We start from the raw sequence: 26,801 nt of genomic DNA, 5'->3' as shown, positions 1-26,801 counted from the left end.
AAACCATTGCCCGTGCAGGCACCAGCCTGGGCAGGATTTAACAGCAAATTAACTTTATGAAGTAACCCTCATCAGGTAAAGTATAAAGATCACCACTAAATCGAAAGGTTATGCAGAATTACTTAGCCAGCTGCGTTTTTGGATTCTTGTGTGTATGGATAGGGGCTGTTACAAGCCTCCAGGCACAGGATCAAACTTTCGTTAAAGTTCCTCTGGTTCAGGATAACGGGCTCGGACTCATTGCCGGTATCACACAGGACAAGGACGGTTTTCTGTGGCTTGCCACCCACACCGGCCTGTACCGCTACGACGGCTACCAGCAGGTTGCATATACCAATAACCGATACGACAGCAATTCCCTGGCAGATAATCGCCTGGAGTGTGTTATGGCTGATCACAAGGGCTTTATTTGGATTGGTGTCTGGTCAATGGGATTAGACAGGTTCGATCCAAAATCAGGAAAATTTATACATTACCGGCACAACCCCAGGGATCCCGGAAGCCTGAGTGACGATGTGGTAACAGCGTTGCTGGAGGACCGTGAAGGGAATATCTGGATTGGTACGCACAAAGGCCTCAACTTATTTCATCCGGAAACAGGGACTTTTACACACTTCCGGCATAAGGACACTGATCCGGCAAGTATAAGTGATAACAAAATAAGAGCTATCTACCAGGACCGGCAAGGAACAATCTGGGTAGGCACCGGCAGCCCCTGGGAATCAAAACCATCTGAAGGCGGGCTGAATCGCTTTAACCCCAAAACCGGCACCTTCGAGCGCTTTATGCATGATCCGGATAACCCGCATACTTTGTTCTCGAACTGGGTAAGGGCTATTTATGAAGACAGCCGCGGTACCTTTTGGGTAGGTACTTTCGGGGATGGGCTGCATCAGATGGACCGGAAGAAAGGCGTTTTCAAGCGACTGCCTTATGATGCACAGCATTCTGAAAAGCTCAGCCGGCCTTATGTGGACAAGGAGAAACAAAACGATGGAGTTAACATTATTCATGAAGATCATGCCGGCGCCATTTGGATTGGCACATACGACAGTGGATTAAACCGCTATGACCCTGCAACCGGCAAAGTAAAGCAATACCAGAAAAGTACGGCTGCTGCTACAGGCTTGGATGATAATAATATATGGGCAGCCTATAGCACCCTGGAAGGAAGTTTATGGTTTGGCACGGCTAACGGGAATTTGTTCCGCCTGGACCCGCACCGCCACCGCATTCCGCATTATACAACCAACACGGATGTGTATAGCTTCTACGAAGACCCTGCCGGTTTTATGCTGATAGGCACCTCGGAAGGCTTATTGAAAAAAGATCTTAAGAGTGGAAGTATAAAACAGTTTTCCCATGATCCGGCTGATCCGAGCAGCATCAGCAGCGACACTGTTTACAGTATTTATAAAGATCGCCATGGCGCCTTTTGGTTGGGTAATGCCAGTGGCGACCTTAATAAGTTTAACGCCAAAACAGAGGCGTTTACCCGATACACGCATGATGAAAAGAACCCTTCCAGTTTAAGTGCAGGCCCCATTTTTTCTATGCTGGAGGATGCGCATGATAATTTCTGGATAGCCACCGGCTTTGGCCTGGATAAAATGAATCGTGCCAAAGGTACTTTCATACATCATCAAAGCAATCCCAACGATGCCGGGAGCATTAGCCATAACATGATAACCTCTGTCATGGAAGGTCCGGAAGGTTATTTATGGTTAGGAACCAGGTATGCAGGAGGCATTAATCTGTATAACATCAAAAGCGGCAAATCCAGAAAATACCTGCTCGGCAGCAACATCTCTAAGATCTTTAAGGATTCTAAAAGCAGGATATGGGTGGCAACCGAATCTTCCGGTATTTTTTACTACAACAAGGCTGCGGATGCTTTTATACCTTTTAAGTTAAATCAGAATAAAGAAGCTGTCAACATCAGAAGCATTGTGGAAGATAACCAGCAGAACCTTTGGTTTGGCACCCGGCAGGGGCTTCTGAAGCTTAACAGCAAGCGGGATAATATGATCTTGCTTGGTACACCTTACGGCGTCTCACCGGAGGCGCTTACTTTTCTAGGAGCCTATAAGGGCCGCGACGGAAAGCTTTATTTCGGCAGTACTTCCGGGTATTATGCTTTCTTTCCGCAAACATGGCATCCAAACAGGCACCCGCCGCTTATTACGTTTACCGGATTGCGCATTTTTGATGAACCGGTACTGCCCGGAAAAAACAGTCCACTGAAAGCGCCGCTAAACGAAACAAAAGCAATAAAGCTCGGCCCTAACGAAAATGTGTTCGCCATTGATTTTACCGGCATCCATTTTATAAATCCGGAGCAGAATAAATATCTGTATAAACTGGAAGATTATGATCATGACTGGCGGGTAGCCAGTGAAGAGCGTGCTGCCTCTTACTATAACGTGCCGCCCGGGAATTATACTTTTCGCGTGAAGGCTTCCAGTAGTGACGGTGTCTGGTCAGAAAAAGTATTAGCCGTTCGTGTTGACCCGCCTTGGTGGAATACCTGGTGGGCTTATATCATCTATTTGCTGATAGTTGTAGCCGTGGTGGTAACATTTAACCGCTGGCAGCGCCAGCGCCTGATAAAAATCGAAAGATACCGCGCAAGGGAACGGGAACTGGCGCAGGCCCGCGAAATTGCAAGGGCCTACAAGGAACTCAAGCAAACGCAGGCGCGGCTTGTGCAGCAGGAAAAACTGGCTTCTCTGGGAGAACTGACGGCCGGTATTGCGCATGAAATTCAGAATCCGCTGAATTTTATCAACAACTTTGCTGAAGTCAGCAAAGAACTGGTGGATGAAACCCAGCAGGAGCTTTCGGCAGGTGAGATAAATGAAGCAAAATCTGTTATGGAGGTGCTAAAGGAGAACCTGGAGAAAATAAGGGCGCATGGCCAGCGGGCGGATAACATTGTAAAAGGCATGCTGCAGCATTCCCGATCCAGCAGCGGGCAGAAGGAACTGACCGACATCAATGCTTTGGCCGACGAATACCTGCAACTGTCTTATCATGGCTTGCGAGCAAAAGATAAAGCATTTCGGGCCGGCCTGCAGACAAATTATGATAAAAACCTGGACAAAGTAGCTGTGGTGCCGCAGGAGTTGGGGCGTGTGTTGCTCAACCTGTTTAGCAATGCCTTTTATTCAGTATTGCAGAAACAGAAACTGCAGGGGAACAGCTATGAACCAAAGGTAGAAGTAAGCACGTCCAGGGTTAATGGGCACGTGGAAATAAAGGTACGGGATAATGGAATGGGTATTCCGGAGAAGTTAAGAAACAAGATATTTCAGCCGTTTTTTACCACCAAGCCTTCGGGCGACGGCACCGGTCTGGGGCTTTCCCTTAGTTACGACATCATTACCAAAGGCCATGGCGGCGAGTTACTGGTAGAATCAGTGGAAGGGGAATTTGCAGAGTTCAGAATTCAACTGCCGGTAACGGTTGTTTCGCCTGCGCCTCTACTTACTATATGATACATAATAAAAGAAGCTGTTGTGCTTATGTTTAATAAGTACAACAGCTTCGCTTGTATTTATTATAAATGTTAAGCCGGACGCGCTGAATTAAGCTACAGGTTTCTTAATTCAGCATAAGAGTTGTGCTACTGCCGATACTTTCTGCTCGCTGCCCTGAGAAGGGAATAATCAATAATACAGCGCTTGGCAGGCTAATTGCTGAAAAACAGCCATGCTACAATATAGCTGATCAAAACGATACCGAAGCCAACCGCAAAGATTGTATAAGATAGTTTGAGGAGCCGGTACTTACGCGACAGTACCTTGCCTTGAACGTAAATATTATCGGCCATACTGTTGTATAGCAGGTTGTGGTCACGCATAATATTTCTGATGCCATCGCGGTAGGTATCTGCATTTAGCTGCACAAAGTCCCCGAAAAAGAGCAAATCTATTTTGCCTTCCGGAACCAGTGTGTTCTTGATGTTGGGACGCGTAGACTGCAGGGCAAAAATAATCGTGACAACACATACCACTGTCAGCAGGATAGAGGGCACAATCAGGTGCGGCACATCCTGGAATTTGCTGAAAAATGAGGAAATCATGATAGACGCGATAATAGCGTTTACGGAAATTAGCATATTCGCTTTGTTATCGGCTATAACGCTTAGCTGCAGGTGGCTGGCCATGGTGGTCCGGAACATGGTCTCAATTCCTTTGCTTACTTTCTGTTCCTTTTCTTTTTTCAGATCCTTCTTCAGGTTCTTGTTTTCCTCCCAAAGCGCTTCCACCTCGGCGTTGTCCTTGCTTAGGTCTTTGCGCTTTTTCTTTAGCAGGCTCAGGTTAGCTTCTTTGCCGGCAGAAAAAGCACGCTTGGCATACTTGGTAAAATAATAATGCTTTTTCAGCAGCAGTTTGTGCCTGTCCATCCATTCGTATTGGTCGCTTTTACTGTCGGGAGTGGTTTTAGCCCGCCGCTCTGCCTGCTGCAGGTAATCATCAGAGGCCAGGAAACTCGACACTGCATCACAGAGCGCTTCCTCCAATGTATCCTGCGGTTGCTGCGGATAGCGGGTAGCGGCTATACTCTGGCGTATTTTTAGTATTTCCGGTTTGGTTAAGCCACTGCTATCCAAAAATTCATTTACAGACTGAAGCTTACTGTCATCCAGCAATTCACCGGATTCGGAGAAGTAAAGATCGCGGAGCCAGGCTGTCAGCAGCAGCAATTTCATATCGTCATCATTCAACTCACAGTGCCTGCCGATTACTTCTGCCACAGAAACCAGCGTTCTGGTATGTTGTAAATCAAAGCCGGCCACCGGCAACTGATGTTCCACATAAATGTGTGCATTTTCCAGGATATCGTCATTAAGCATGATCTTTTGCGATTAAAGTTGCTGTTATTCAGATCTTTATTTAAAACTATAATGGCTTTATCAGCCGGTTAGCACACAAGTAAGGAGGGGTAGATTAAACAATGAAAAATAAGCTATAAAATAAGAATTTCCAAACAATTGTCAAGTTTATTATTATTTTTTATTAGCTGAGCTATAGAAGTTAATGTTATGTATAGAACCTTTTTTACAGCCAGGCCGCTTAATCATAAAACATTAGCTGAAGCTTTAAAAATTTAAATGGTGCAGTAAATAACCATATTGGTGCGCTATTCAGGGCACGTAAATAGAAGATTGTTTCAGGAATACGGGTTTATACTTGAATTTTGCACTGTGTTTTGCCTGTGGAAAGCAATATTATGTAATAAGTCGTTTATGGCCGTTATTCTTTTTACATCATTATCGTAAGTATAAAGTATGCGTTTATAACAATAAGCATTATCCAAAACATACAATCCCGACGCAAATCCGCCCTTACCGCGTCCTCAGTTCAGTGTTAGTGTGGCAATCCTTAAGCAAGGAGCCGGTTCCGCCTGTTCTTATACCTGAAGTAATTTGTGTATGCATAAGTTCTACTAAAAATGTTATGAGTCAGCATCGCCAACTTGCGGCCATCATGTTCACAGATATAGAAGGGTATAGTGCCCTTATGCAGCATAATGAGCAGCAAGCAATAACGCTTAAAAACCGCCACCGCCAAGTCTTACAGGACCAGCACAAGCACTGCAACGGACACATTGTTCAGTACTATGGCGACGGCACGCTGAGCATTTTTCAAAGCGCTGTTGAAGCTGTAGAATGTGCGTTAGCCATGCAGCAGGCTTTCCGGCAGGAACCTAAAGTTCCGGTTCGGATAGGACTGCACATGGGCGATGTTATTTTTGATGATGAGCAATTATTTGGTGATGGGGTTAATATCGCCTCCCGCATCGAATCGTTGGGTGTGCCCGGCAGTGTGCTGCTGTCGGACAGGGTACAGGAAGAAATTGTCAACCACCCTGAATTTAAGACCTATTCTGTAGGCAGGTATCATTTAAAAAATATAGCACGCAGGGTAGAAGTATTTGCACTCGATCATGAGGGATTGGTAAAGCCCGCTCCATATTCCTTAAAAGGAAAAACAGAAGAAGCAGAAGGAAGAAACAGACAGGGTTTAAGGACATTTTCAAAGCTTCCTCCGAAAAGTATAGCGGTGCTGCCACTCGTGAATATGAGTAACGACCCCGAGCAGCAATATTTTGGTGACGGCGTAGCAGAAGAAATTATCAATTCACTTTCTAATCTGAAAGATCTGAAAGTTGCGGGCCGTACTTCATCTTTTCAGTTTAGTGGCAGGAATATAGACCTGCGCGAAGTCGGGGAGAAACTGGGTGTCAGCACTGTGCTGGAGGGCAGCGTGCGCAAACAAGGCAACCGGCTGCGGATTACGATTCAGCTGATCAAGGTTGAAGATGGTTTTCATTTATGGTCCGAGAAGTATGACAGAAGTATGGATGACATCTTTGCCATACAGGATGAAATAGCGAATGCTATTACAGAAAAGATGAAAGTGACCCTGATGGAGAAAAGCCGGAACAGAATAAAAAAACCCACAACGAAAAATACCGAAGCCTATGAATTATACCTGAAAGGCCGGTTTTATGTAAACAGGCGGGGCGCTTCCATTATTACCGGAATCAAATACCTGCAGCAGGCAATAAAGTTAGACCCCGGCTTCGCGCTGGCACATACAGGTTACGCAGATGCCAACCTGATGGCTGGTCTTTATGGCCTGTTACCGCCAAAGCAGGTCATGTATAAAGCAAAAGAATCAGCAGAGCAGGCTTTAAAACTAGATCCCTCGCTTTGTGAGCCTTATTGCTCCCTGGGCACCTACTATTGTTATGAATGGAATAAAAAAGAGGCAGAAAAGAACTTCCTGAAATCAATAGAATTGAATCCGCGCTATGCACAGGCACATTTGTGGTATGGCTTAAATTATCTGACCTGGATGAAAGGCGATTTTGCCAGGGCAGAAGAACATGGGCGCATTGCTATTAAACTCGAACCCCTCAGCGCCATTTCTTATGGTATTTATGCCCAGATCCTGCATACAGCCGGTAAGTTCGAAGAAGCCCTTGCTACTTGTAAAGCCGGCCTGGAACTGGATGCCAGCTCCTTCCTGTGCCGCTTGTATGAGGGTTACTCCTACCTGTTTCTGAAACAATACGATGAAGCGGTGCAGATATTTGAACAGCTCATGAAGCTGTCGAACAAGCATAATTTCTCGCACGGCGGCCTCATTATGGCCTATTGCAAAATGGGGAATTATGAGAAAGGCAGGCTATTGTTAGAGGATCTGAAAGCCCGATCCCTGAAGGAATACATTGTATGTACAGTAATAGGAATCGCTGCCAGCTGGGTCAATGAAAATCTGGATGAAGCCTTTAAATATCTGGAAAAAGGATATCGGGAACACGACCCGATGTTGCTTTCACTGAAGTATGAGCATTGGGTTCCTGACACACTCAGAGCTGATCCGCGCTACCAGGCCCTGTTAGATAAAATGGACGCACCGGAAAAGCTGCCTGCATAGTTCCTTTTGTGGCTCATAAAGCGGAGGCAGCTGTTTGTTTTAAATTTAATCCCGACACAGATGGCCGCTTACTTCGACTTCCACTTTCATCCGCTTGGTAAAAGAATGCTTACTGAATTTGATGACCAGGAACGGCAGAACAGGGATTGCACCGAGCGCATTCTGTTACCGCCACTTGGAGGGGTGATAAATAACAGGATTGGACGTATCCTTAATAGTCAGGCATGTATAACGCAGGCTGTTTCAGGAGGCATCAGGTTAGGAGTAGCCAACATAGTGGCCATTGAGTATATTTTCGCCACAAAAAAAGGCATATTAAAACTTCTGGAATGGGAGTGTAATGGAAACGATGTAATTGCCCCGCTTGATAATAAGCTTTTCGAGTTTATCCGGAATGGTTTGGGAAGTTACCTGAAACTTTTTAATAATGAGCTTGATTTTTATCAATGGGTCGCCCGGCAAAATAATTTACGGCACTGCATCAACCTGCTCTCCCGTAAAAAAGGAGATGATCTCCAACTGCAGCAGGGGAAATTAAACCTTATTCTGGCCATAGAAGGCGGGCACAATCTCTCCGCTAAATTCATTAATAAACCGGCCGGTGCATCTGACCCTGTCGCAATAGTCATGGATTATCGTACTGATCCCTTCGTTGATTTTCTTTATCTCACTCTAACCCACCTGTCTCATATACCGGAGCAACCACTATGCAGCCATGCCTATGCTTTTAAAATGGTTAATAACCTGCCTGAGGCAAGGCCTCAGGTAAAAGGCCTGACTAGCCTGGGCAGGCAGGTGGTGCGGGCCTGCGTAGATACAAAGGAAAATGCATACCCTATTTTAATTGATATCAAGCACATGAGCCTGTTGGGGCGCCGCAATTTTTATGCTTACCGCAGGCTCTTGCTGAACAGTCGCCCGGATGGCTTTAAGCCACCAAAAGAGAGCAATGGAGAGCCGTGGTGGCCCATTATTGCCACACATATGGGAGTAACAGGTTACAACAGCATCGACTTAAAGCATTTAATTAATACTTATGGGATTGAGGGAGAAAATAAACATAGTGTGCGCATAAGCCTCTCACGCATAAAAGCCGCAGATTTACCACACACTACTATCCGGAAAAAGCTGACCTTCAATCCTGCCACAGTTGGTTTGTGCGATGACGATATAGAAGAGATTGCACGCAGCAGGGGCCTGATTGGCATCAGCCTGGATGCGAGAATTCTCGGGTATGAAAACATGTGGAAAAATTTACAACCTGATTATGATTACATGTCGCGGAAAGATTTTGCTCAGCTTTTCCCTGAACTGGATAAAAACTTGCCTCCCGTAGATCCCGCTGATGAAGAGCCTGCGGAAGAACAGTCGCGTCTTTTTTCCGACAGGCGCAAACGTGAACTTTATCTTTTCTGCCTGAATATGTTGCATGTGGTGGCTGTGATAAACAGGATGCCCGAAGATGAGCGGCATGGGAAAGATGGCTGGGAATATGTTTGCCTGGGTTCTGACTATGATGGCCTGATTGACTCGCTGGAAGCTGTCGACACTGCTGAATCTCTGCCCGAGTTTGAGCAGAAACTGCAACTATACCTGCCCCCGGCAGAAAAAGCTTATCTTGATGCCCATGCTAATGCACCCGAACTGTTGCCTGCAGGTGGAGAAATTTCTGTAAAACAGGTGCTTAGGAAGGTGTTATACGAGAACGGAGAGCGCTTTGTCCGCGAATGGTGGGGATAGGACCTTCAGAAAGTTACTTCCGGCACTGGCTTTATCGTTATAACGGGCCATCTACAAATCAACCGGCTGCACGAACATTTCCGGGCTTCACGCAAACTACAGCCTTTTAAATTAAACCCCTGCTTGCAACATAAATGTAGCCGGATTACATCAGGAGCAGGTAGGGAAGCAACCCACTGCTTATCCGTCAAAAACAAACTTTCTTCAAAGTAAAATTGTAGTGTTAGGCATCAACGAGTAATAAAAACTGCCTGCCTGCAATCTCTTGTCCGTGTTCATTTACTTAAGTCCTTATACTTTCCTATTTTAGCAGTTTGGCTTTCTATAGGAACATAGCTGGCCAGGCTGACATACAAAGTGTAGCTTGGTGGAATAAAGCCTAGTTCAAGCCTTAGATAGTACCTGCAATTAAATATTGTTATGATAAACCGATATTATAAGACTGGCCTTGCTGCGCTGTTGGGCATGTGTTTCCTTTTGCCGGCGCAGGCACAGCAAAATGTTCACCCGCAGTCTACCGGGTACGAGGCACCAACAGATCCCTTGGTGAAGCAGAAGTTGGAAAAATGGCGGGATCAGAAATTCGGGATGATTATACACTGGGGCTTGTATGCTGTGCCCGGTATCATCGAATCGTGGGAACTTTGCTCTGAAGACTGGATAAACCGCGACAGCACCATCGCCTATAATGATTATAAAAAGTGGTACTGGGGGCTGAGCAAACAATTTAACCCGGTAAACTTTAACCCGGAACAGTGGGCCAGCGCAGCGAAGGGAGCCGGGATGCGTTACCTGGTGTTTACCACCAAACACCACGACGGCTTTAATATGTTTGAAACGAAAGAATCGGACTTTAAAATTACCAATGGGCCCTTTGCAAATAATCCACGCGCCAACGTGGCCAAATACGTGTTTGATGCCTTCCGGAAAGAAGGGTTTATGATTGGGGCCTATTTCTCGAAGCCGGACTGGCACTCAGAATATTACTGGTGGCCCAGATACGCCACACCCGACCGCAACAACAACTACGATATCCGCAAAAATCCATGGCGCTGGGACAAATATAAGCAGTTTACCTATAACCAGATAAGCGAGCTGATGCATGGGTATGGCGATATGGACATACTCTGGCTGGATGGTGGCTGGGTGCGGCCGCTTGAAACGGTTAACGAGGAGGTGCGTGCCTGGGGCGCCGCCATACCGGCCTGGAGCCAGGATATCGACATACCGCGCATTGCGGCTATGGCCCGGCAGGCGCAGCCCGGCTTGCTGATTGTAGACCGGACGGTACATGGCCCTTATGAAAACTACCAGACACCAGAGCAGCGCATACCCGAAAATAAGTTAGATAATCCGTGGGAAAGTTGCATGACGCTGGCCAACAACTGGGGCTACGTGCCAAACGATCAGTATAAATCTTCTGCCAAAATTATTCACTCGCTGGTAGAGGTAGTAGCCAAAGGCGGCAGCCTTTTACTGGGCGTTGGCCCAAAACCGGATGGCACTCTGCCTGATGAAGCTATCGCGCGCCTGGCAGAAATCGGTAAATGGATGGACGCAAACGGCGAGGCCATTTACAACACACGTACCACCGCTAATTTCAAAGACGGCAATATTTATTTTACGCAGAACCCGATGGGAACACGCTACGCCATTGCCTGCCTTCCTGAAAATAAATCCGTTCCCGCCACATTGGAGTGGCATGGAAATCTGCCAAAAAAAGGGAGTAAAATGAAGCTGTTGCAGAATAGCAAAACGGTAAAGTGGGTGCAGGAAGGCGACAAGGTAAAAGTATTCCTGCCAGCCACTGTAACTGCTGCCGGAAAAGCCCGCCCCGCGCTTGCTTTTGCTTTTACCCCTGCAGGCAAATAGCTGAGGAGCTCTGCCGGCTAGTATTGTTTGTAAGTATAAATTCCCAGCCTTATACTTATAAAGTTGCCTGCAGAACAAGACAAACAAGTATAAACCTGGATTCTTAAATGAATTTTCCCTAGCTTACACCAGATGAATAAGTATAAACCCTTAGTTTTTGCATCCGTTCTCAGTGCCTTTCTGCTTTCCTGTTCAGGTAATGTGCCTTCTGTCACCACAGGTTCGGTGCCGCCACCGGCGCCGGTGCTGCCGGTACCATCGGAGGCACAGCTGGCCTGGCACGAAATGGAAACGAATGCTTTTATCCATTTCACCACCAATACCTTTACAGGCAAAGAGTGGGGGTATGGCGACGAAAGTCCCTCCATCTTTAACCCAACGCAACTGGATGCCGATCAATGGGTATCGACCTTAAAAGAGGCCGGGTTTAAAGGTGTTATACTTACCTGCAAGCACCACGACGGCTTCGTGCTGTGGCCCAGCAAGTATACGGAACACTCCATCAAGAACAGTCCTTATAAAAACGGAAATGGCGATATTGTAAAGGCGGTATCAGATGCCTGCAAACGTTATGGGCTCAAGTTTGGCGTTTATCTCTCGCCCTGGGACAGGAACAGATCCGATTATGGCCAGCCCTCTTACATCACTTATTACCGCAATCAGCTGAAGGAGATATTTACGAACTATGGCCCTATCTTCGAAATGTGGTTTGACGGCGCCAACGGTGGCGACGGATACTATGGCGGCGCAAAGGAAGTCCGGCAGATAGACCGTTCTACTTACTACGATTGGCCTACGACTCTTAACATGGTGCGGGAACTGCAGCCGGAGCCCAAGGTGCTGTTCTTTAGCGATGCCGGTCCTGACATACGCTGGGTAGGCAACGAAAAGGGCCGGGCAGGCGAACTGAACTGGAATACCATCAGCAGCGATACGCTTTATGCCGGTAAAGCCGGTATTGAAGATCTGCTGGCGACAGGCTCCGAAGACGGCAAAAAATGGATTCCGGCAGAGGTAGACGTTTCCATTCGGCCAGGTTGGTTTTATCATCCCGAAGAAGATGATAAGGTTAAAACGCCAGCGCAGTTATTTCAGATTTACCTGACTTCGGTAGGGCGCGGTTCTACCCTGTTGCTCAACGTACCGCCCGACAAGCGTGGCCTCATCAACGAAAAGGATGTAGCGGCACTGAAAGGATGGCGGAAAATGCTGGATGAAACCTTTAAAACGAATCTGACCAAAAACGCTAAAGTAAATGCTGACAGCTTCAGGGGCAATGACAAAACCTACGCGGCCGGCAATGTAACCGATGGGGACAAAAACACCTACTGGGCTACAGATGATGAGGTAACCAGCGGCAGCCTTGAAATTGATTTGGGCCGGGTACAGCCTGTAAAATACGTGCTGTTGCAGGAATACATTAAGCTGGGCCAGCGGGTAAAAAGTTTCTCAGTGGAAGCATGGCAGGACGATGAATGGAAAACCATAGCCAATGCAGAGACCATCGGCTATAAACGGATATTACAGTTAGAGAATCCGGTTACAACAAACAAAATCAGGATAAAAATTGAGAGCTCCAAAGCCAGTCCGGTGATTTCCGCTGTTGAGGTTTATTAAATGAATGCTACTGTCAAAAAGTAAAAATTATCCTGGCGCATAAAGATGAAGCGATACTGTTTTGTGCTTGATTTAAAAGAAGATCCGGATTTGATAGCCGAATATGAAGCTTACCACCAGGCAGTATGGCCGGAAGTATTGGCAAGCATGAGAGATGCAGGGATTGAACTCATGGAAATTTACCGCTGGCAAAACCGGCTGTTTATGATAATGGAAGTAAATGATACCTTTAGTTTTGAACAGAAAGCGAAACGGGACGCAGCAAACTCGGTGGTGCAGGAGTGGGAGAAGCTGATGTGGCAATACCAGCAGTCATTGCCAGGAACGGCAGCCGGAGAAAAGTGGCAGCTGATGGATAGGATATTTTAACTCTGAAAACCTGCTTATACTTCTGCCATGTCTTGCCAGAATTTACTTACAGGAAGAATATATTACAAAATCATTGATTGATAATGATAGCAACCGGGAAACAAACATTTCTGCAAATCCACCCTCATGACAACCTGCTGGTTGCTTTGCAGGATCTGAAAGCAGGAGAAAGCATTTTCTTTAATGGGAATGACTTCAGGCTAAAAGATAATGTAGCGGCGAAACATAAATTTACACTTTCTGATCTGGCCGCAGGTGATGCGGTATATATGTATGGAGTGCTGGTGGGCAAAACCACACATTCCCTGCCGGCAGGTAGCCTTATTTCTACCGAAAACCTGAAGCATGCGGCAGAAGATTTTTCTCAGAAAGCGGGAAACTATGTATGGCAGGCGCCGGATGTGCGCAAATGGGCGCAGCGCACCTTCAACGGATATCACCGGCCGGACGGCCAGGTGGGCATCCGCAATTACTGGCTCGTGCTGCCACTGGTATTCTGCGAAAACCGGAACGTAGAAACCCTGAAAGAGGCTTTTCTGAAGGAATTGGGCTATGCTTCTTCCAACAAGTATGAGGCACAGGTACGCGCGCTGGCAAGCCTGTACCGGCAGAGCAAAGACCTGCAGGAGTTCAGGATAGAAGAAGTGCATGCGCATACTTCAAAAGAGCGGCTTTTCCCTAATGTGGATGGCATTAAGTTTTTAGTACATGATGGTGGCTGCGGCGGCACCCGCGAAGATGCAGATAACCTATGCGCTTTGCTGGCGGGCTATTGCGTTAACCCCAATGTGGCAGGTATCACGGTGCTGAGCTTGGGATGCCAGCATGCACAGGTAGACATACTGCAGGAGAAAATAAAAGAGCGGGATACTGCCTTTGCGAAACCGCTTCTGATTTTTGAGCAACAGAAAGCAGCATCGGAATTTAAAATGCTGTCGGATGCCATTTTCCAGACTTTTGCAGGTATGGCCGAAGCTAACCGCTGCGAAAGACAGCCAGCCACTTTAGACAAGTTGATAGTAGGAGTGGAGTGCGGTGGTTCAGATGGCTTTTCGGGTATCTCGGCAAACCCGGCAGTAGGATATGCAGCCGATCTAATAGCCGCTTTAGGTGGTAAAGTCCTGCTGAGCGAGTTTCCGGAGCTTTGCGGCGTAGAGCAGGAACTTATCAACCGGTGCGTGGATGAGCAGACAGCCGATCGTTTTATCCTGCTCATGCGCGAGTATGCGGCACGGGCACAGGCTGTAGGTTCCGGTTTCGACATGAACCCCTCGCCCGGAAACATCCGCGATGGCCTGATTACGGATGCCATAAAATCGGCGGGAGCAGCAAAAAAAGGCGGCACCTCGCCTGTAACGGATGTGCTCGGCTATGCCCAGTATGTACGCAAAAGTGGATTAACCCTGCTGTGCACGCCCGGCAACGATGTGGAAAGCACCACAGCACTGGCCGGTTCGGGCTGCACCCTGCAACTCTTTACCACAGGTTTGGGTACGCCAACCGGAAATCCTGTTTCTCCGGTTGTGAAAATAGCGACCAACACCAACCTGGCACAGCGCTTACCCGATATCATCGATCTGAACGCCGGCACAATCATCAGCGGCGAAAAGACGATTGAAGCGTTTGGTGAAGAGATACTGGACTATATAATCGATATGGCCAGCGGAAAATTTGATACCAGGGCTATGGAGTTAGGGCAGGATGATTTCATCTTCTGGAAAAGAGGTGTTTCTCTTTAGTTCGCCCGTCATACTTTTGTACTTACCTTTTACAGTTGTACTTGAAGTTTTCAGAAAAGCTTTTATACCTTACAAAGTTTTCAGCGGCAAATCTGGAAATTATGTCTGGCGCAAAGTGTATTTTATACTTTGATGCTGGCGGTATAATCATTTAAAACGAACAAACATGTTTGATCTGACAGGAAAGAAAGTTGTTATTACCGGCGGCGGGAGCGGTATCGGGAAAGCTATTTCTATTGTTTTTGCAAAGCAGGGCGCTGAGGTGCATGTGCTGGAACTGCGCGAAGAAGCAGCACAGGAAACACTTGCCGAAATACAGGCAGCCGGCGGCATGGCGCACGTCCATAAATGTGATGTAAGCAAACAGGCAGAGGTTAAGGCGGTGTTTGATGCAGTTCCGAAGGTAGACATACTGGTAAATAACGCTGGCATAGCCCATGTGGGCAGCCTGGAGCATACCACCGAGGAAGACATGGACAGGATTTACCAGGTTAATGTAAAAGGCGCTTACAATTGCCTGCAGGCCGCTGTGCTGCACATGAAAGAAAATGGGGGAGGAGCCATTCTGAACTTATCGTCCATTGCCGCTCAGGTGGGCATCCCCGATCGTTTTGCTTATTCTATGAGCAAAGGTGCCATGCATGCTATGACTTTATCGGTTGCAAAAGATTATCTGAGTTCAAATATCAGGTGCAACAGTGTTTCGCCGGCCCGCGTGCATACGCCATTTGTAGATGGTTTTATAGCAAAGAATTATCCTGGAAAGGAAGACGAGATGTTTGAAAAACTATCGAAAACTCAACCTATCGGGCGCATGGCCAAACCGGAAGAGGTGGCGGCACTGGCCTTGTTTTTATGCTCCGACGAGGCAGGTTTTATTACAGGCTGCGATTACCCGATTGATGGCGGCTTTATCAAATTAAATAACTAAGCAGCAAAAGATCAGAGCATAAGATTTACAGTTCCGGCAGGGGCAGCTTTGTTTCCCTGCTGTATATTATTCCTTATTCCTTTTAAACCTGAAAATAAAGTATGAAACTATTCAGATTTGGTGAGCCGGGGCAGGAAAAAGCCGGTGTGGTTCATAACGATGTACAGTATGATGTGTCGGCTTTCGGTGAAGATTATAATGAGCAGTTCTTCCAACACAATGGTTTAGAGCGGCTGAAAAGCTATGTTCAGCAACACAAAGAACAGCTGCCGCAGATCCCAGCCGGTGTTCGTTTTGGCCCGGCCATTGCCCGTCCGTCCAAAATTATCTGCATAGGGTTAAACTACGCCGATCATGCCAAAGAAACTAATGCAGCCATTCCGCAGGAACCTATCGTGTTTTTTAAAGCAACCTCGGCCCTATGCGGCCCCAATGATGACGTCATCATTCCTAAAAATGCAGAGAAGCTGGACTGGGAGGTAGAGCTTGCCGTGATAATCGGTAAAAAGGCGAGCTATGTTTCGGAAGAAGATGCTTTGGCGTATGTAGCCGGTTACGCGCTGCACAACGACTACAGTGAACGCGCCTTTCAACTGGAGCGGGGCGGACAATGGGTAAAGGGAAAAAGCAACGACACGTTTGCACCCGTAGGCCCTTATCTGGTAACGCCCGACGAACTGGGTGATATAAACAATCTGCGGCTGTGGCTCACTGTAAACGATAACATGATGCAGGACGGCACCACGGCGAATCTCATCTTCAAAGTACCGTTTCTAATTTCATACCTGAGCCAGTTTATGACGCTGCTGCCCGGTGATCTGATTACGACAGGCACACCGGCCGGCGTAGGCCTGGGCATGCATCCGCAGGTATACCTGAAAGAAGGCGATGTGGTGACATTAGGCATAGATGGGCTAGGCACAGCCACACAAACGGTTAAAGCCTATGAAGATTGATGCACACCAACACTTCTGGAAGTTCGATCCGGTGCGGGATAACTGGATAACAGAAGAAATGCCAGCTATCCGGAAAGATTTTCTTCCGGAAGATTTACAGCCGCTGTTGCAGCAGAATGGTTTCGACGGGTGTGTGCTCGTGCAGTCTGCCGAGCCGGAAACCGAAAATGAATTTTTGCTGGAACTGGCGCAGCAGCATGATTTTATCAAAGGCGTCGTGGGCTGGATAGAGCTGCAGGCAGCAGATATAGAAGACACGCTGGCGTATTACAGCCGGTTTGATAAGTTGAAAGGTTTCCGGTATGTGTTACAGGGGCACAGCAACAAGGCGCTGATGCTTGAACCTGAATTTAAAAATGGCATCCGGAAACTGGCCAGGTATGGCTATACTTACGACATCCTTATTTTCCCGGACCAGCTGGCGTATACACAGTCATTTGTGGCTGCCTTTCCTGATCAGCCATTTGTAATTGACCACCTGGCTAAACCGCGCATCAAAGACAATGGGTATGATGCCTGGAAGCAGCGCATCAGGGCTTTTGCCGGATACGAAAATGTGTATTGCAAAGTATCGGGTATGGTTACAGAGGCAAACTGGAAAGGTTGGAAAAAGGAGGACTTTTCGCGCTACCTGGATACCCTGGTGGATACATTCGGGACGGAACGGCTCCTGTATGGTTCTGACTGGCCCGTGTGCCTGCTGGCGGCGACTTACGAAGAGATGCTGGGCATTGTTACGGACTATTTTTCTTCTTTTAGCCAGGCAGAGCAGGCGAAACTCTTCGGCCGTAATGCTGCCAGCTTCTATCACTTGTCTTGATACAGAAACCAATAACATGGACTTAGAGCTAAAAGGTAAAGTAATTGTTGTTACAGGCGGGGCAAAGGGCATTGGCGAGGGGATCGTTAAAGTACTGGCTGCCGAAGGCGCCATACCTGTAATAGTGGGCCGGAATGAACAGGATAACCAGAAAGTAGTTACTGAAGTAAAGGCCGCGGGAGGTGATGCCCTGCAGGTTATAGCGGAACTGACTGATCCGGAGGCATGTAAAAAAGCGATTCAGGAGGTAATGCAGAAGTGCGGCAGAATTGACGGGTTGGTAAACAATGCCGGTTTAAACGATGGTGTAAGCCTGGAAAACGGCAGCTATGATGCCTTTGTAGCTTCGCTCCACAACAGTGTGGTGCATTATTACCTGATGGCACATTATGCTTTGCCTGCCCTCCGGCAATCAAAGGGTGCCATTGTGAATATCAGCTCCAAAACAGCAGAAACCGGGCAGGGCGGCACATCAGGGTATGCTGCTTCTAATGGTGCCCGCAATGCCTTAACGCGCGAATGGGCTGTAGAATTGTTGCCCCACAGCATCAGGGTAAACGCCGTAATTGTAGCCGAAGCTTGGACGCCCCAGTATGCATCCTGGATAAATACGTTTGAGGATCCGGCAGGCAGGCTTAAGGTAATAACCGACAGAATACCACTGGAAAAGCGGATGACAACCTGTGATGAGATAGCCAATGCGGTGGCTTTCCTGCTCTCTTCCCGCTCCAGCCATACCACCGGGCAGCTCATTCATGTGGATGGCGGCTATGTGCATCTCGACCGGGCTTTGTAATCCCTAACAATATTCAAAAAACCTGCAGCATGATGTTAGCAGGTTTTTTTATTTCATCTGTTATGATTGGAGCGGATTTCCTGTAACCTGGCAGAAGCAAGTATGAGAAAGTTCAGGCCGGTTTCTCATACCTGCCTGACGAGATTTGGCATGCAACAGCTCAACTTACACGCCTTTTGAACCTATACTTCGGTAAGTACCAGAAGCTAATGTTTAATATATCGATTGTATTGAAACTTTTGGCATTAGGATACATATACACCTTTGGCAGTGCTGTTTTCTTCAACTTACTCCCATGGAAAAAAATCTGAACAATGCTATTTCTACCTCGCATGCGCCTAAACTCAAAGAATTATCCGCCACTGCTATCTGCGGAAACGATATAACCTCTTCCTGTCTATATGTTTCAGCTTTAGCCATTATTTATGCCGGGCAGTACGCCTGGATATCGCTTCTGATGGTGGGCGGCGTGTTGTATCTGTTCCGGAAAATCTATGGCGAAGTGGTAGGGGCACTCCCGCTGAATGGCGGAGCATATAACGCGCTGCTTAATACTACCAGCAAGCAAACAGCTTCAATGGCTGCCTGCCTTACCCTGTTGTCGTATATGGCCACTGCTGTAATCTCGGCTAACGAGGCCATGCATTATGTGCACCACTTGTGGGAAGGCTTACCGATTATTTATGCTACTGTGGGGCTGCTGGCAGTGTTTATGGGGCTCACCATACTGGGCATCGGCGAATCATCAATCGTGGCAGTGTTTATCTTCATTACGCACATCTCCACCCTTACACTGCTGGTGCTGGTAGGTGGCTTTTATTTGTTCAGCCACGGCTTCAGCATCCTGGAAATGAACTATAGTATGCCGTTGCCGGGCAGTATCTGGGAGGCATTATTTTTCGGTTTTGCGGCTGCTATGCTGGGAATTTCAGGTTTCGAGAGCTCGGCTAACTTTGTGGAGGAGCAGGAGCCGGGTGTCTTTCCCAAAACGCTGCGCAACATGTGGCTGGCAGTTACCATCTTTAACCCGCTTACGGCTTTTTTAGTGCTGGCGATCATTCCGATGGGAGAAGTGCCGGGGCAGCAAAACGCTTTGCTCGCTTACTTGGGCGAAATTGCCGGTGGCAACTGGCTTTCTATACTTATCTCGGTAGATGCAGCCCTGGTACTAAGCGGGGCTGTTCTGACATCGTATGTAGGCGTTACAGGCCTCGTACACCGTATGACGCTGGACCGCTGCCTGCCGCAGTTTTTGCTGATCACAAACAAGCGGGGATCGGCCTACCTGATTATGATCAGCTTCTTTCTGCTGTGCGTCTCTATTCTGCTGATCACAGCGGGTGATTTAGGAGCGCTGGCAGGCGTTTATACTATCTCTTTTCTGTCGGTGATGGTGCTTTTCGGGTTTGGCAACATCTTACTTAAGATGCGTCGTAACCGGTTGCCGCGGCCTGTGCGAGCCAAAGGCTTAGCCCTGTTTGTGGCCATCTCCGCTGTGCTGGCAGCCTTGTTTGGCAATGCTATTCTCAACCCGGAATATCTGCTGGTTTTCCTTAAATACTTCGTTCCAACTGTATCTTTGGTACTTATTATGCTGTACCGCATCCGTATTCTGCGTCTTTTCACTTACCTGATAAAGCAGATAGAAGATCCGCTGGAAAGAATACTACCTTTTACCTCTTACGCCCTGAAACGCCTGATCACAGAAATCAAGTCGCAGGAGTTTGTGTTCTTTACTCGGGGAGACAACATCGCCAACATCAACCAGGTAATGCGTTATATAGAGGAAAATGAGCATACCAACCGTATCAAGATTGTAAACGTGCTGGGCGACGGAGAAGAGCCACTGCATAAGCTCATGGATGAGGTAGATGTACTGGACAGAGCTTATCCCGATATAGACGTGGATTTTGTAACTATAAGGGGACATTTCGGGCCTGAATTAATACAGGAACTCTCCCGTAAGTGGAACATACCCAAGAACTTTATGTTTATAGGTTCGCCCGGCGACCGCTTCGTGTATGGACTGCAGGAGCTGGGAGGCGTAAGGCTTGTTATTTAAAATAAGTAGCTGTACAAAAATAGTTTGAAGTATAAACATATGATGTCATTCTGAAAGAATCCCGTTGACAAGTATGTGTAAGGCTTATTAAGCGGATATAAAGTGCGCTGATAAAATTCCTGCAGGATGACAAAATACGTTAAGTTAATTCTGCCCGGATAATTACAATATTTATTGTTGTATCCACCTGTTGTATTTTGCCTATTTCAACCTCCTGATTGGTACTGTATTCACAAAATCTTCATCAGCTTACTTCAACTGCTTAAACTTCCGGGCCATAATTTCCTGCACGGGTACCTGCTCAATTTTGCTTTCCAGCCACGAAATAATATCCAGGTATAAAAAGGGTCTTCTTTCAAAAGGCTGGGCAGCAATGGCTATCAGCTTTTCTTTAAGTGTGATAAAGGCGCCTTTCAATTCAAGTGGGGTAATGGTGCCGACATTGCGCAGAAACTTAAAAATCTCGATTTGCATCTGTTGCTGCTCGTTCATTTTGCCCAGAAACCGGTAAACAGACCGTATCTGGTACTCCAGTTCATAATCTTCGCCGGCTTCGTAGTGCGCTATCAGGTTCAGGATGCGGGCAAAGCACTGGATGTCCTCCCGCAGGCTGCTGTCTTTCGCCTGAATAATCTTGTTCAGGTATTTGATAGCAGAATGATTGTCGCCGCTGCCAAAGTATAAGCTGGCAATTTTAAAGTAAAATACCAGCATGCGGTGCGGGTCCAGTTGCTGCTGGCGCAATGTTAGCTGCTCAAGCAGTTCGGGAATAATTTGAATTCCCTCCGAGAAAGCGCCCCGCATAAAGTAGGCATTTATCCGGTTGTTGTTGAGGTACATAAAAAGCAGCAGATCGATGTTGGGGCTGCTGCGCCTGGTCTTGTCCGCGGCAAAGCGCTCCATGTCCTCCAGTACCTGCTTAAACTTGCTGTAGTACTGCAGGTTGTAAAGCGCGGCCAGCAAATTGTGCAGTCCTTTGATATACAGGGTAGTATGGGTGTGCTTGAGGTTCGGATTTTCTTCGAACAAATCTACCCACTTCTGGGCATAGCGGTAGCAGGCCTTAAAATCCTGAATTACATACAGGTACCATACATAGGCCTGGTAGTAATGGATTTTTTCTATAAAGGTTGCCGTTTTCAGATCAATTTCCGGTAGGTTGGCCTTGAAGAATGCTTTCATCTGTGCGAAGTCTTCCTGGTTGCGGGCATGGCCGGTTTGCAGGTAGAGCCCGTACAGGCGCAGCGAAGCATTAGATAATTCATGCTCCTGCGAAACATGCCTGGACAGTTCCATAGCCTCCGCCGACAGCGCCTCAGCTCTGCCACGCAGGCTCCTGGTAATGTACTGCGACTCTATCTGCTTTTCGAAATCAATAGCCAACAGTGCTATATGCGGGAGCTCTGCCTGCCGTGCCGCCACCTTTACCTTGTCCAGTATTTTCAGGCTCTGCTGGTAAAATCCTTTGTTGTAGAGAATGCGGGCATAGCCGAGTTGCTCCTGCAACTGGATATCTGGATTATGGTTGGCATGGTAGAGGCGCAGGCTGGAGAGCAACTGCTTGTATAAATTAGCTTTGAGGTTTGCGAGCTGCTCTTTTTTAATACGGGGCGCCTGCTCCAGAATTTTTTCTTCGTCATATTGTGCCTGTTTGTCCATGGCATCAAAAAGCTGCAGAAATTTAAGCCCGTCGGTAGAGCCCTGCCGGTTGGTAAATAACCGGAAATGCCTCTTCTCGGAGCGTGTCAGCGATTTAATTAACTGAAAAACAGGATCTGTCACTTCGTTAGGCATCGTAACGGATTTAATTATAAGGTTGTAGCTGTCAGTAGATTACACAAAGATAGGCAGCTTTTAGAAATAGTAAGCCAGCTTAAAGTTGGTTTTTGGCGCAGCAGTAAAGTTCGCTACTTGCGATCAGGTATAAAGAATGTTTCTGCTTTAAAGACCAAATAAAAGATGTCCGATCAGAAAATACAAATATTTGATACGACGCTCCGCGATGGCGAGCAGGTACCCGGCTGTAAATTAAACATGCAGGAGAAGCTTGTTATTGCCCGGCAACTGGAACACTTGGGAGTGGACGTGATAGAAGCAGGTTTTCCTGTATCAAGCCCGGGAGATTTTGAGGCCGTTAAAGCTATTGCTGCCCAAACAAAAGAGGCGACGGTTTGCGCGCTTTCGCGGGCTGTGGAGAATGATATCCGCACGGCTGCCGAAGCGCTTACGAGCGCCCGCCGTCCCAGAATTCATACCGGCATCGGCACCTCCGAGCTGCATGTAAAGTATAAGCTCCGCGCCACAAAAGACGAAGTGCTGGCACGTGCCGTAGAGGCCGTTAAGCTGGCCAAAAGCTTTGTAGAAGACGTAGAGTTTTATGCCGAGGATGCCGGCCGTACCGATAATGAATTTCTGGCGCAGGTATGCGAGGCCGTTGTGAAAGCAGGGGCTACCGTGCTGAACATTCCTGATACAACAGGCTATTGCCTGCCGGAGGAGTATGGCGCTAAAATAAAGTACCTTTACGAAAATGTAAAAGGCATTCAGAATGTATGCCTTTCCACACATTGCCACAATGACCTGGGGCTGGCCACGGCCAACTCTATTTCGGGTGTAATTAATGGTGCCCGCCAGATTGAGTGTACCATAAACGGAGTAGGAGAGCGTGCCGGCAATACGGCCCTGGAGGAAGTGGTAATGATCCTGCGCCAGCATCCGTACCTCAACCTGACGACAGGTATAAACAGCAAACTGCTTACTGAAACATCCACCCTGGTGTCGCACATGATGCGCATGCCGGTGCAGCCGAACAAGGCTATTGTAGGCGCCAACGCTTTTTCGCATTCCAGTGGCATTCACCAGGACGGCGTTATCAAGCATCGTGAAACATACGAAATCATTGATCCGCGCGATGTGGGTGTCAACGATTCTTCTATCGTGCTCACAGCCAGATCCGGACGCGCAGCGCTGGCATTCAGGTTGCAAAAGCTGGGCTACGACTTTGATAAACCAACTTTAGACAAAGCTTATACTTTCTTCCTGCACGTAGCCGATATTAAAAAAGAAGTGGTAGACGAAGATCTGCATGTATTGGTAGAACAACAAAATTTAGTAACGGCGAGCTAAGTATGGCCAGGACATTAGTCGATAAAATATGGGATGCGCATGTGGTGCGTTCTATACCCGGTGGACTTGATGTATTTTACATCGACAAACACCTGATACACGAGGTAACCAGCCCGCAGGCTTTTGAGGAGCTGGAAGCGCGTGGGTTGCCTTTGTACCGGCGCGAACAAATAGTTGCGACCGCAGATCATAACGTACCTACCAGAAACCAGCACCTGCCTATACAGGATCCGCTTTCCCGCTCCCAGGTAAGCAAACTGACAGAGAACTGCCAGAAGTTTGGCGTGGAGCTTTTCGGGCTGGGCCACCAGCACCAGGGCATTGTGCACGTGATAGGGCCTGAACTGGGCATCACGCAGCCAGGCATGACCATTGTGTGCGGCGACAGCCATACTTCTACGCACGGTGCTTTTGGCGCTATTGCTTTTGGGATAGGCACCAGCCAGGTAACGCAGGTTATGGCTTCGCAATGCCTGCTGCTAAGCAGACCTAAAAAGATGCGCATCACCATTGACGGACAGCTGCAACGCGGCGTATCTGCCAAAGATCTGGTGCTGCACGTCATCTCAGTATTGGGCACAGGCGGCGCAACAGGTTATTTTGTAGAGTATGCAGGCAGTGCGATCCGCAGCCTGAGTATGGAAGGGCGCATGACGGTTTGCAACATGAGTATAGAAATGGGAGCACGCGGCGGCATGATAGCGCCCGATGCTACCACTTTCACCTATATGAAAGGCCGTCCTTATGCGCCGGAGGGCGCGAAATGGGAGCAGGCCGTTGCCTATTGGGGAACGCTGTTCTCGGATGAGGATGCTGTATTTGATGCAGAATATAAGTTTGAGGCAGAGGCAATTGCGCCCATGATAACGTATGGAACCAACCCAGGTATGGGCATGGCCCTGCACACGGCTATACCAACAAATGTAGCAGCCGGCGAGGCCGCCAGTTTTGAGAAATCTCTCAAATACATGGGTTTTGCGCCGGGCGAAAGCCTGCTGGGCAAAGAGATAAGCTATGTATTTATCGGCAGCTGCACCAACTCGCGCATCGAGGATCTGCGTGTGGTAGCCGAGTATGTAAAAGGCAAGCAGAAAGCTCCCCATGTGGAAGCCATTGTGGTGCCCGGATCCAAGCAGGTAGAAACGCAGGCAAAAGCCGAGGGGCTGGACAAAATACTGGCTGATGCAGGCTTTGAGCTGCGGGAGCCGGGTTGCAGCGCTTGCCTGGCCATGAATGAGGACAAGATTCCTGCCGGCGCTTACTGTGTTTCCACCTCAAACCGTAACTTTGAAGGCCGCCAGGGGCCTGGTGCCAGAACCCTGCTTGCCAGCCCGCTGGTAGCGGCCATCACCGCTGTAGAAGGCAAAATTGTGGATATAACCCAATATCTCAACTAATGGAAAAGTTTGAAGTACTTCAGTCGACAGCAGTACCGCTGCCGACTGAAAATATAGATACCGATCAGATTATACCGGCCCGTTTCCTGAAAGCAACTTCCAGAGAGGGCTTCGGGGAAAACCTGTTCCGGGACTGGCGCTACGACAGCAACGGCAATAGAAAAGAAGATTTTGTGCTGAATGATACCCGTTATAAAGGGCAGATATTACTGGTTGGGAAAAATTTCGGCTGCGGCTCCAGCCGGGAGCACGCCGCCTGGGCTATTTATGATGCCGGTTTCAGAGTGGTTATTTCCAGCTCTTTTGCGGATATATTTCGTGGCAACGCCCTCAACAATGGCCTGTTGCCCGTAGAAGTATCTGCGGAAGTGCTGGAGCGGCTGTTTGCTCAGGTTGAACAGGAGCCGCAGACGCAGCTTATCGTAGACCTGCAGGGGCAGGTATTGCGCGTGCCTGTATGGGAAGAAGCGTTTGCTTTTGACATAGACGCGTATAAAAAAGAATGCCTGCTGCACGGGTATGATGACATTGACTTTTTAGTGAGCCAGAAAGAGGCGATTGAAGCCTACGAGAAAACAAGACCATGGGAGTATTAAGAAAAAGAATAGCCTTGCTTTCGGGTGATGGTATAGGGCCGGAAGTATGCCGCGAAGCTGTGAAAGTGCTGGAAGCAGTATCTGAAAGGTTCGGGCACCAGTTTATTTTTGATGCGCAACTGATGGGCGCCTGTGCCATTGATGCCACAGGAAATCCGCTTCCGGAAGAAACGCTGGAAGCCTGCTTTGATGCGGATGCCATATTGCTGGGCGCCATCGGTGATCCGAAGTATGATAATAACCCGGCCGCCAGCGTAAGGCCGGAGCAGGGACTGCTGAGATTAAGAAAGTCGCTGGGCTTATTTGCCAACATCAGGCCCGTAACGGCTTATGAAACGCTGCTCGAACTTTCTCCTTTGAAAAATGCGCATATTGCCGGCACTGACGTGATCTTCTTTCGCGAATTGACGGGTGGCATATACTTTGGCGAGAAAGGCCGTAATGCCGACAGCGCCTACGACAATTGCACCTACAGCCGTCACGAGATTTCACGCATTGCCCACCTGGCTTTTCAGTCGGCCGGTAACAGGCGCCGGAAACTGACGCTGGTAGACAAGGCCAATGTGTTGGAAACATCTCGGCTTTGGCGGGAAGTAGTGCAGGAAATCGCGCTTCATTATCCGGATGTAACGGTGGATTACCTTTTCGTTGACAATGCCGCCATGCAGCTCATACTTAATCCAAAGCAGTTCGATGTGATTCTGACAGAGAATATGTTCGGAGATATCCTGTCTGACGAGGCCTCTGTGATAGCCGGTTCGCTGGGCCTGCTGCCTTCAGCCTCCATAGGCGAAAGCGCGGCTTTGTTTGAGCCTATACATGGTTCTTATCCGCAGGCAAAAGGCAAGAACATTGCTAACCCGATAGCCACAATTTTGTCTGCAGCCATGATGCTGGAGCATTTCGGGCTGCACCGTGAGGCGGAACTGGTAAAGGAGGCCGTGGACTTTGCACTGGAGAAAAAAATATTGACGCTTGATCTGCGCCCCTCCACACTTGCCTATTCTACCGACCAGGTAGGTACTTTTATTGCCTACTACGTGTTGGAAAGAAGCGAAACGCTTCCGCATAAAAGCAACATTGAAGCAGGTTTAAGCACTATTATTTAACTGGTATAAGCAGCAAAGCAAAAAAAATTCGGGAAATATTTTGCAAATCAGCAACAATGGCTACCTTGTGTTTCAAACTATGCAAAAGCAAACAATCATTTCCACGCTTCTGGTCATTCCTGTGATTATTTCACCAGGGGTGAAGATGGTTTGCTAATAGTATAAACGAGTACAGGATACCGGCAGCCATCTCTTAAGGGATGGCTTTTTTTATATCCAC

General features: G+C 47.9%; 18 protein-coding genes. 16 read left to right on the top strand and 2 right to left on the bottom strand.

The genetic code is table 11. The features are described from left to right. Window positions 1–110: 110 nt before the first annotated feature. A complete protein-coding gene (locus tag I2I11_RS16605; RefSeq protein ID WP_196268864.1) occupies window positions 111–3,497 on the top strand; it encodes a sensor histidine kinase in 3,387 nt (1,128 codons plus the stop codon). A 194-nt stretch (window positions 3,498–3,691) separates the two neighbouring features. Here the strand turns inward: I2I11_RS16605 and I2I11_RS16600 are convergent, their stop codons facing one another. Continuing rightward, window positions 3,692–4,858 (bottom strand): Pycsar system effector family protein, encoded by a 1,167-nt coding sequence (locus tag I2I11_RS16600; RefSeq protein ID WP_196268863.1) that lies wholly within the window; start codon window positions 4,856–4,858, stop codon window positions 3,692–3,694. 604 nt (window positions 4,859–5,462) lie between these two features. On the opposite strand from I2I11_RS16600, the gene I2I11_RS16595 reads away from it, so the two are divergent. From I2I11_RS16595 to I2I11_RS16545, 11 genes are all read left to right on the top strand, one after another. Beyond that, window positions 5,463–7,451, top strand: a complete 1,989-nt coding sequence (locus I2I11_RS16595; protein ID WP_196268862.1) for an adenylate/guanylate cyclase domain-containing protein — start codon at window positions 5,463–5,465, stop codon at window positions 7,449–7,451. 60 nt (window positions 7,452–7,511) lie between these two features. After that, window positions 7,512–9,191, top strand: coding sequence for an amidohydrolase family protein (locus I2I11_RS16590; protein ID WP_196268861.1), 1,680 nt, complete (start codon window positions 7,512–7,514; stop codon window positions 9,189–9,191). Between the two features lie 420 nt (window positions 9,192–9,611). Further along, window positions 9,612–11,063, top strand: a complete 1,452-nt coding sequence (locus I2I11_RS16585) for an alpha-L-fucosidase (protein WP_196268860.1) — start codon at window positions 9,612–9,614, stop codon at window positions 11,061–11,063. Between the two features lie 132 nt (window positions 11,064–11,195). Then, window positions 11,196–12,680, top strand: a complete 1,485-nt coding sequence (locus I2I11_RS16580) for an alpha-L-fucosidase (RefSeq protein WP_196268859.1) — start codon at window positions 11,196–11,198, stop codon at window positions 12,678–12,680. Window positions 12,681–12,725: 45 nt separating this feature from the next. After that, window positions 12,726–13,049, top strand: coding sequence for an L-rhamnose mutarotase (locus tag I2I11_RS16575; protein ID WP_230680369.1), 324 nt, complete (start codon window positions 12,726–12,728; stop codon window positions 13,047–13,049). Window positions 13,050–13,132: 83 nt separating this feature from the next. After that, a complete protein-coding gene (locus I2I11_RS16570) occupies window positions 13,133–14,788 on the top strand; it encodes a UxaA family hydrolase (protein WP_196268858.1) in 1,656 nt (551 codons plus the stop codon). A gap of 166 nt (window positions 14,789–14,954) precedes the next feature. Continuing rightward, complete coding sequence (locus tag I2I11_RS16565) at window positions 14,955–15,719, top strand: SDR family NAD(P)-dependent oxidoreductase (RefSeq protein WP_196268857.1); 765 nt, start codon at window positions 14,955–14,957, stop codon at window positions 15,717–15,719. Between the two features lie 101 nt (window positions 15,720–15,820). After that, window positions 15,821–16,675 (top strand): fumarylacetoacetate hydrolase family protein, encoded by an 855-nt coding sequence (locus tag I2I11_RS16560; RefSeq protein ID WP_196268856.1) that lies wholly within the window; start codon window positions 15,821–15,823, stop codon window positions 16,673–16,675. After that, complete coding sequence (locus I2I11_RS16555; protein WP_196268855.1) at window positions 16,665–17,495, top strand: amidohydrolase family protein; 831 nt, start codon at window positions 16,665–16,667, stop codon at window positions 17,493–17,495. Before I2I11_RS16560 ends, I2I11_RS16555 begins: the two co-directional genes overlap by 11 nt. Before the next feature lie 16 nt (window positions 17,496–17,511). After that, the gene (locus I2I11_RS16550) at window positions 17,512–18,291 is read left to right on the top strand and encodes an L-fucose dehydrogenase (protein WP_196268854.1); all 780 of its coding nucleotides are present in this window, start codon (window positions 17,512–17,514) and stop codon (window positions 18,289–18,291) included. A 295-nt stretch (window positions 18,292–18,586) separates the two neighbouring features. After that, the gene (locus I2I11_RS16545) at window positions 18,587–20,353 is read left to right on the top strand and encodes an APC family permease (protein WP_196268853.1); all 1,767 of its coding nucleotides are present in this window, start codon (window positions 18,587–18,589) and stop codon (window positions 20,351–20,353) included. A gap of 249 nt (window positions 20,354–20,602) precedes the next feature. Here I2I11_RS16545 and I2I11_RS16540 read toward each other — a convergent pair whose 3' ends face one another. Beyond that, the gene (locus I2I11_RS16540; RefSeq protein WP_196268852.1) at window positions 20,603–22,147 is read right to left on the bottom strand and encodes a hypothetical protein; all 1,545 of its coding nucleotides are present in this window, start codon (window positions 22,145–22,147) and stop codon (window positions 20,603–20,605) included. Window positions 22,148–22,312: 165 nt separating this feature from the next. Here I2I11_RS16540 and I2I11_RS16535 point away from each other — a divergent pair, with 165 nt between their 5' ends. Genes I2I11_RS16535 through leuB form a run of 4 tightly spaced genes read left to right on the top strand, consistent with a single transcriptional unit; the run spans window position 22,313 to window position 26,581 of the window. Beyond that, complete coding sequence (locus I2I11_RS16535; RefSeq protein WP_196268851.1) at window positions 22,313–23,479, top strand: 2-isopropylmalate synthase; 1,167 nt, start codon at window positions 22,313–22,315, stop codon at window positions 23,477–23,479. 2 nt (window positions 23,480–23,481) lie between these two features. After that, a complete protein-coding gene (gene leuC, locus I2I11_RS16530) occupies window positions 23,482–24,876 on the top strand; it encodes a 3-isopropylmalate dehydratase large subunit (protein ID WP_196268850.1) in 1,395 nt (464 codons plus the stop codon). Continuing rightward, window positions 24,876–25,472, top strand: a complete 597-nt coding sequence (leuD, locus tag I2I11_RS16525) for a 3-isopropylmalate dehydratase small subunit (protein ID WP_196268849.1) — start codon at window positions 24,876–24,878, stop codon at window positions 25,470–25,472. Before leuC ends, leuD begins: the two co-directional genes overlap by 1 nt. After that, window positions 25,460–26,581, top strand: a complete 1,122-nt coding sequence (leuB, locus tag I2I11_RS16520) for a 3-isopropylmalate dehydrogenase (RefSeq protein ID WP_196268848.1) — start codon at window positions 25,460–25,462, stop codon at window positions 26,579–26,581. Before leuD ends, leuB begins: the two co-directional genes overlap by 13 nt. The last annotated feature ends 220 nt before the right edge of the window (window positions 26,582–26,801 follow it).

Origin of the sequence: Pontibacter rufus (genome assembly GCF_015694705.1) — a bacterium.
Classification (GTDB): Bacteria; Bacteroidota; Bacteroidia; order Cytophagales; family Hymenobacteraceae; genus Pontibacter; species Pontibacter rufus.
The sequence above is the reverse complement of the archived record's forward strand: the minus strand, read 5'-3'. Positions and strand labels throughout refer to the sequence as shown.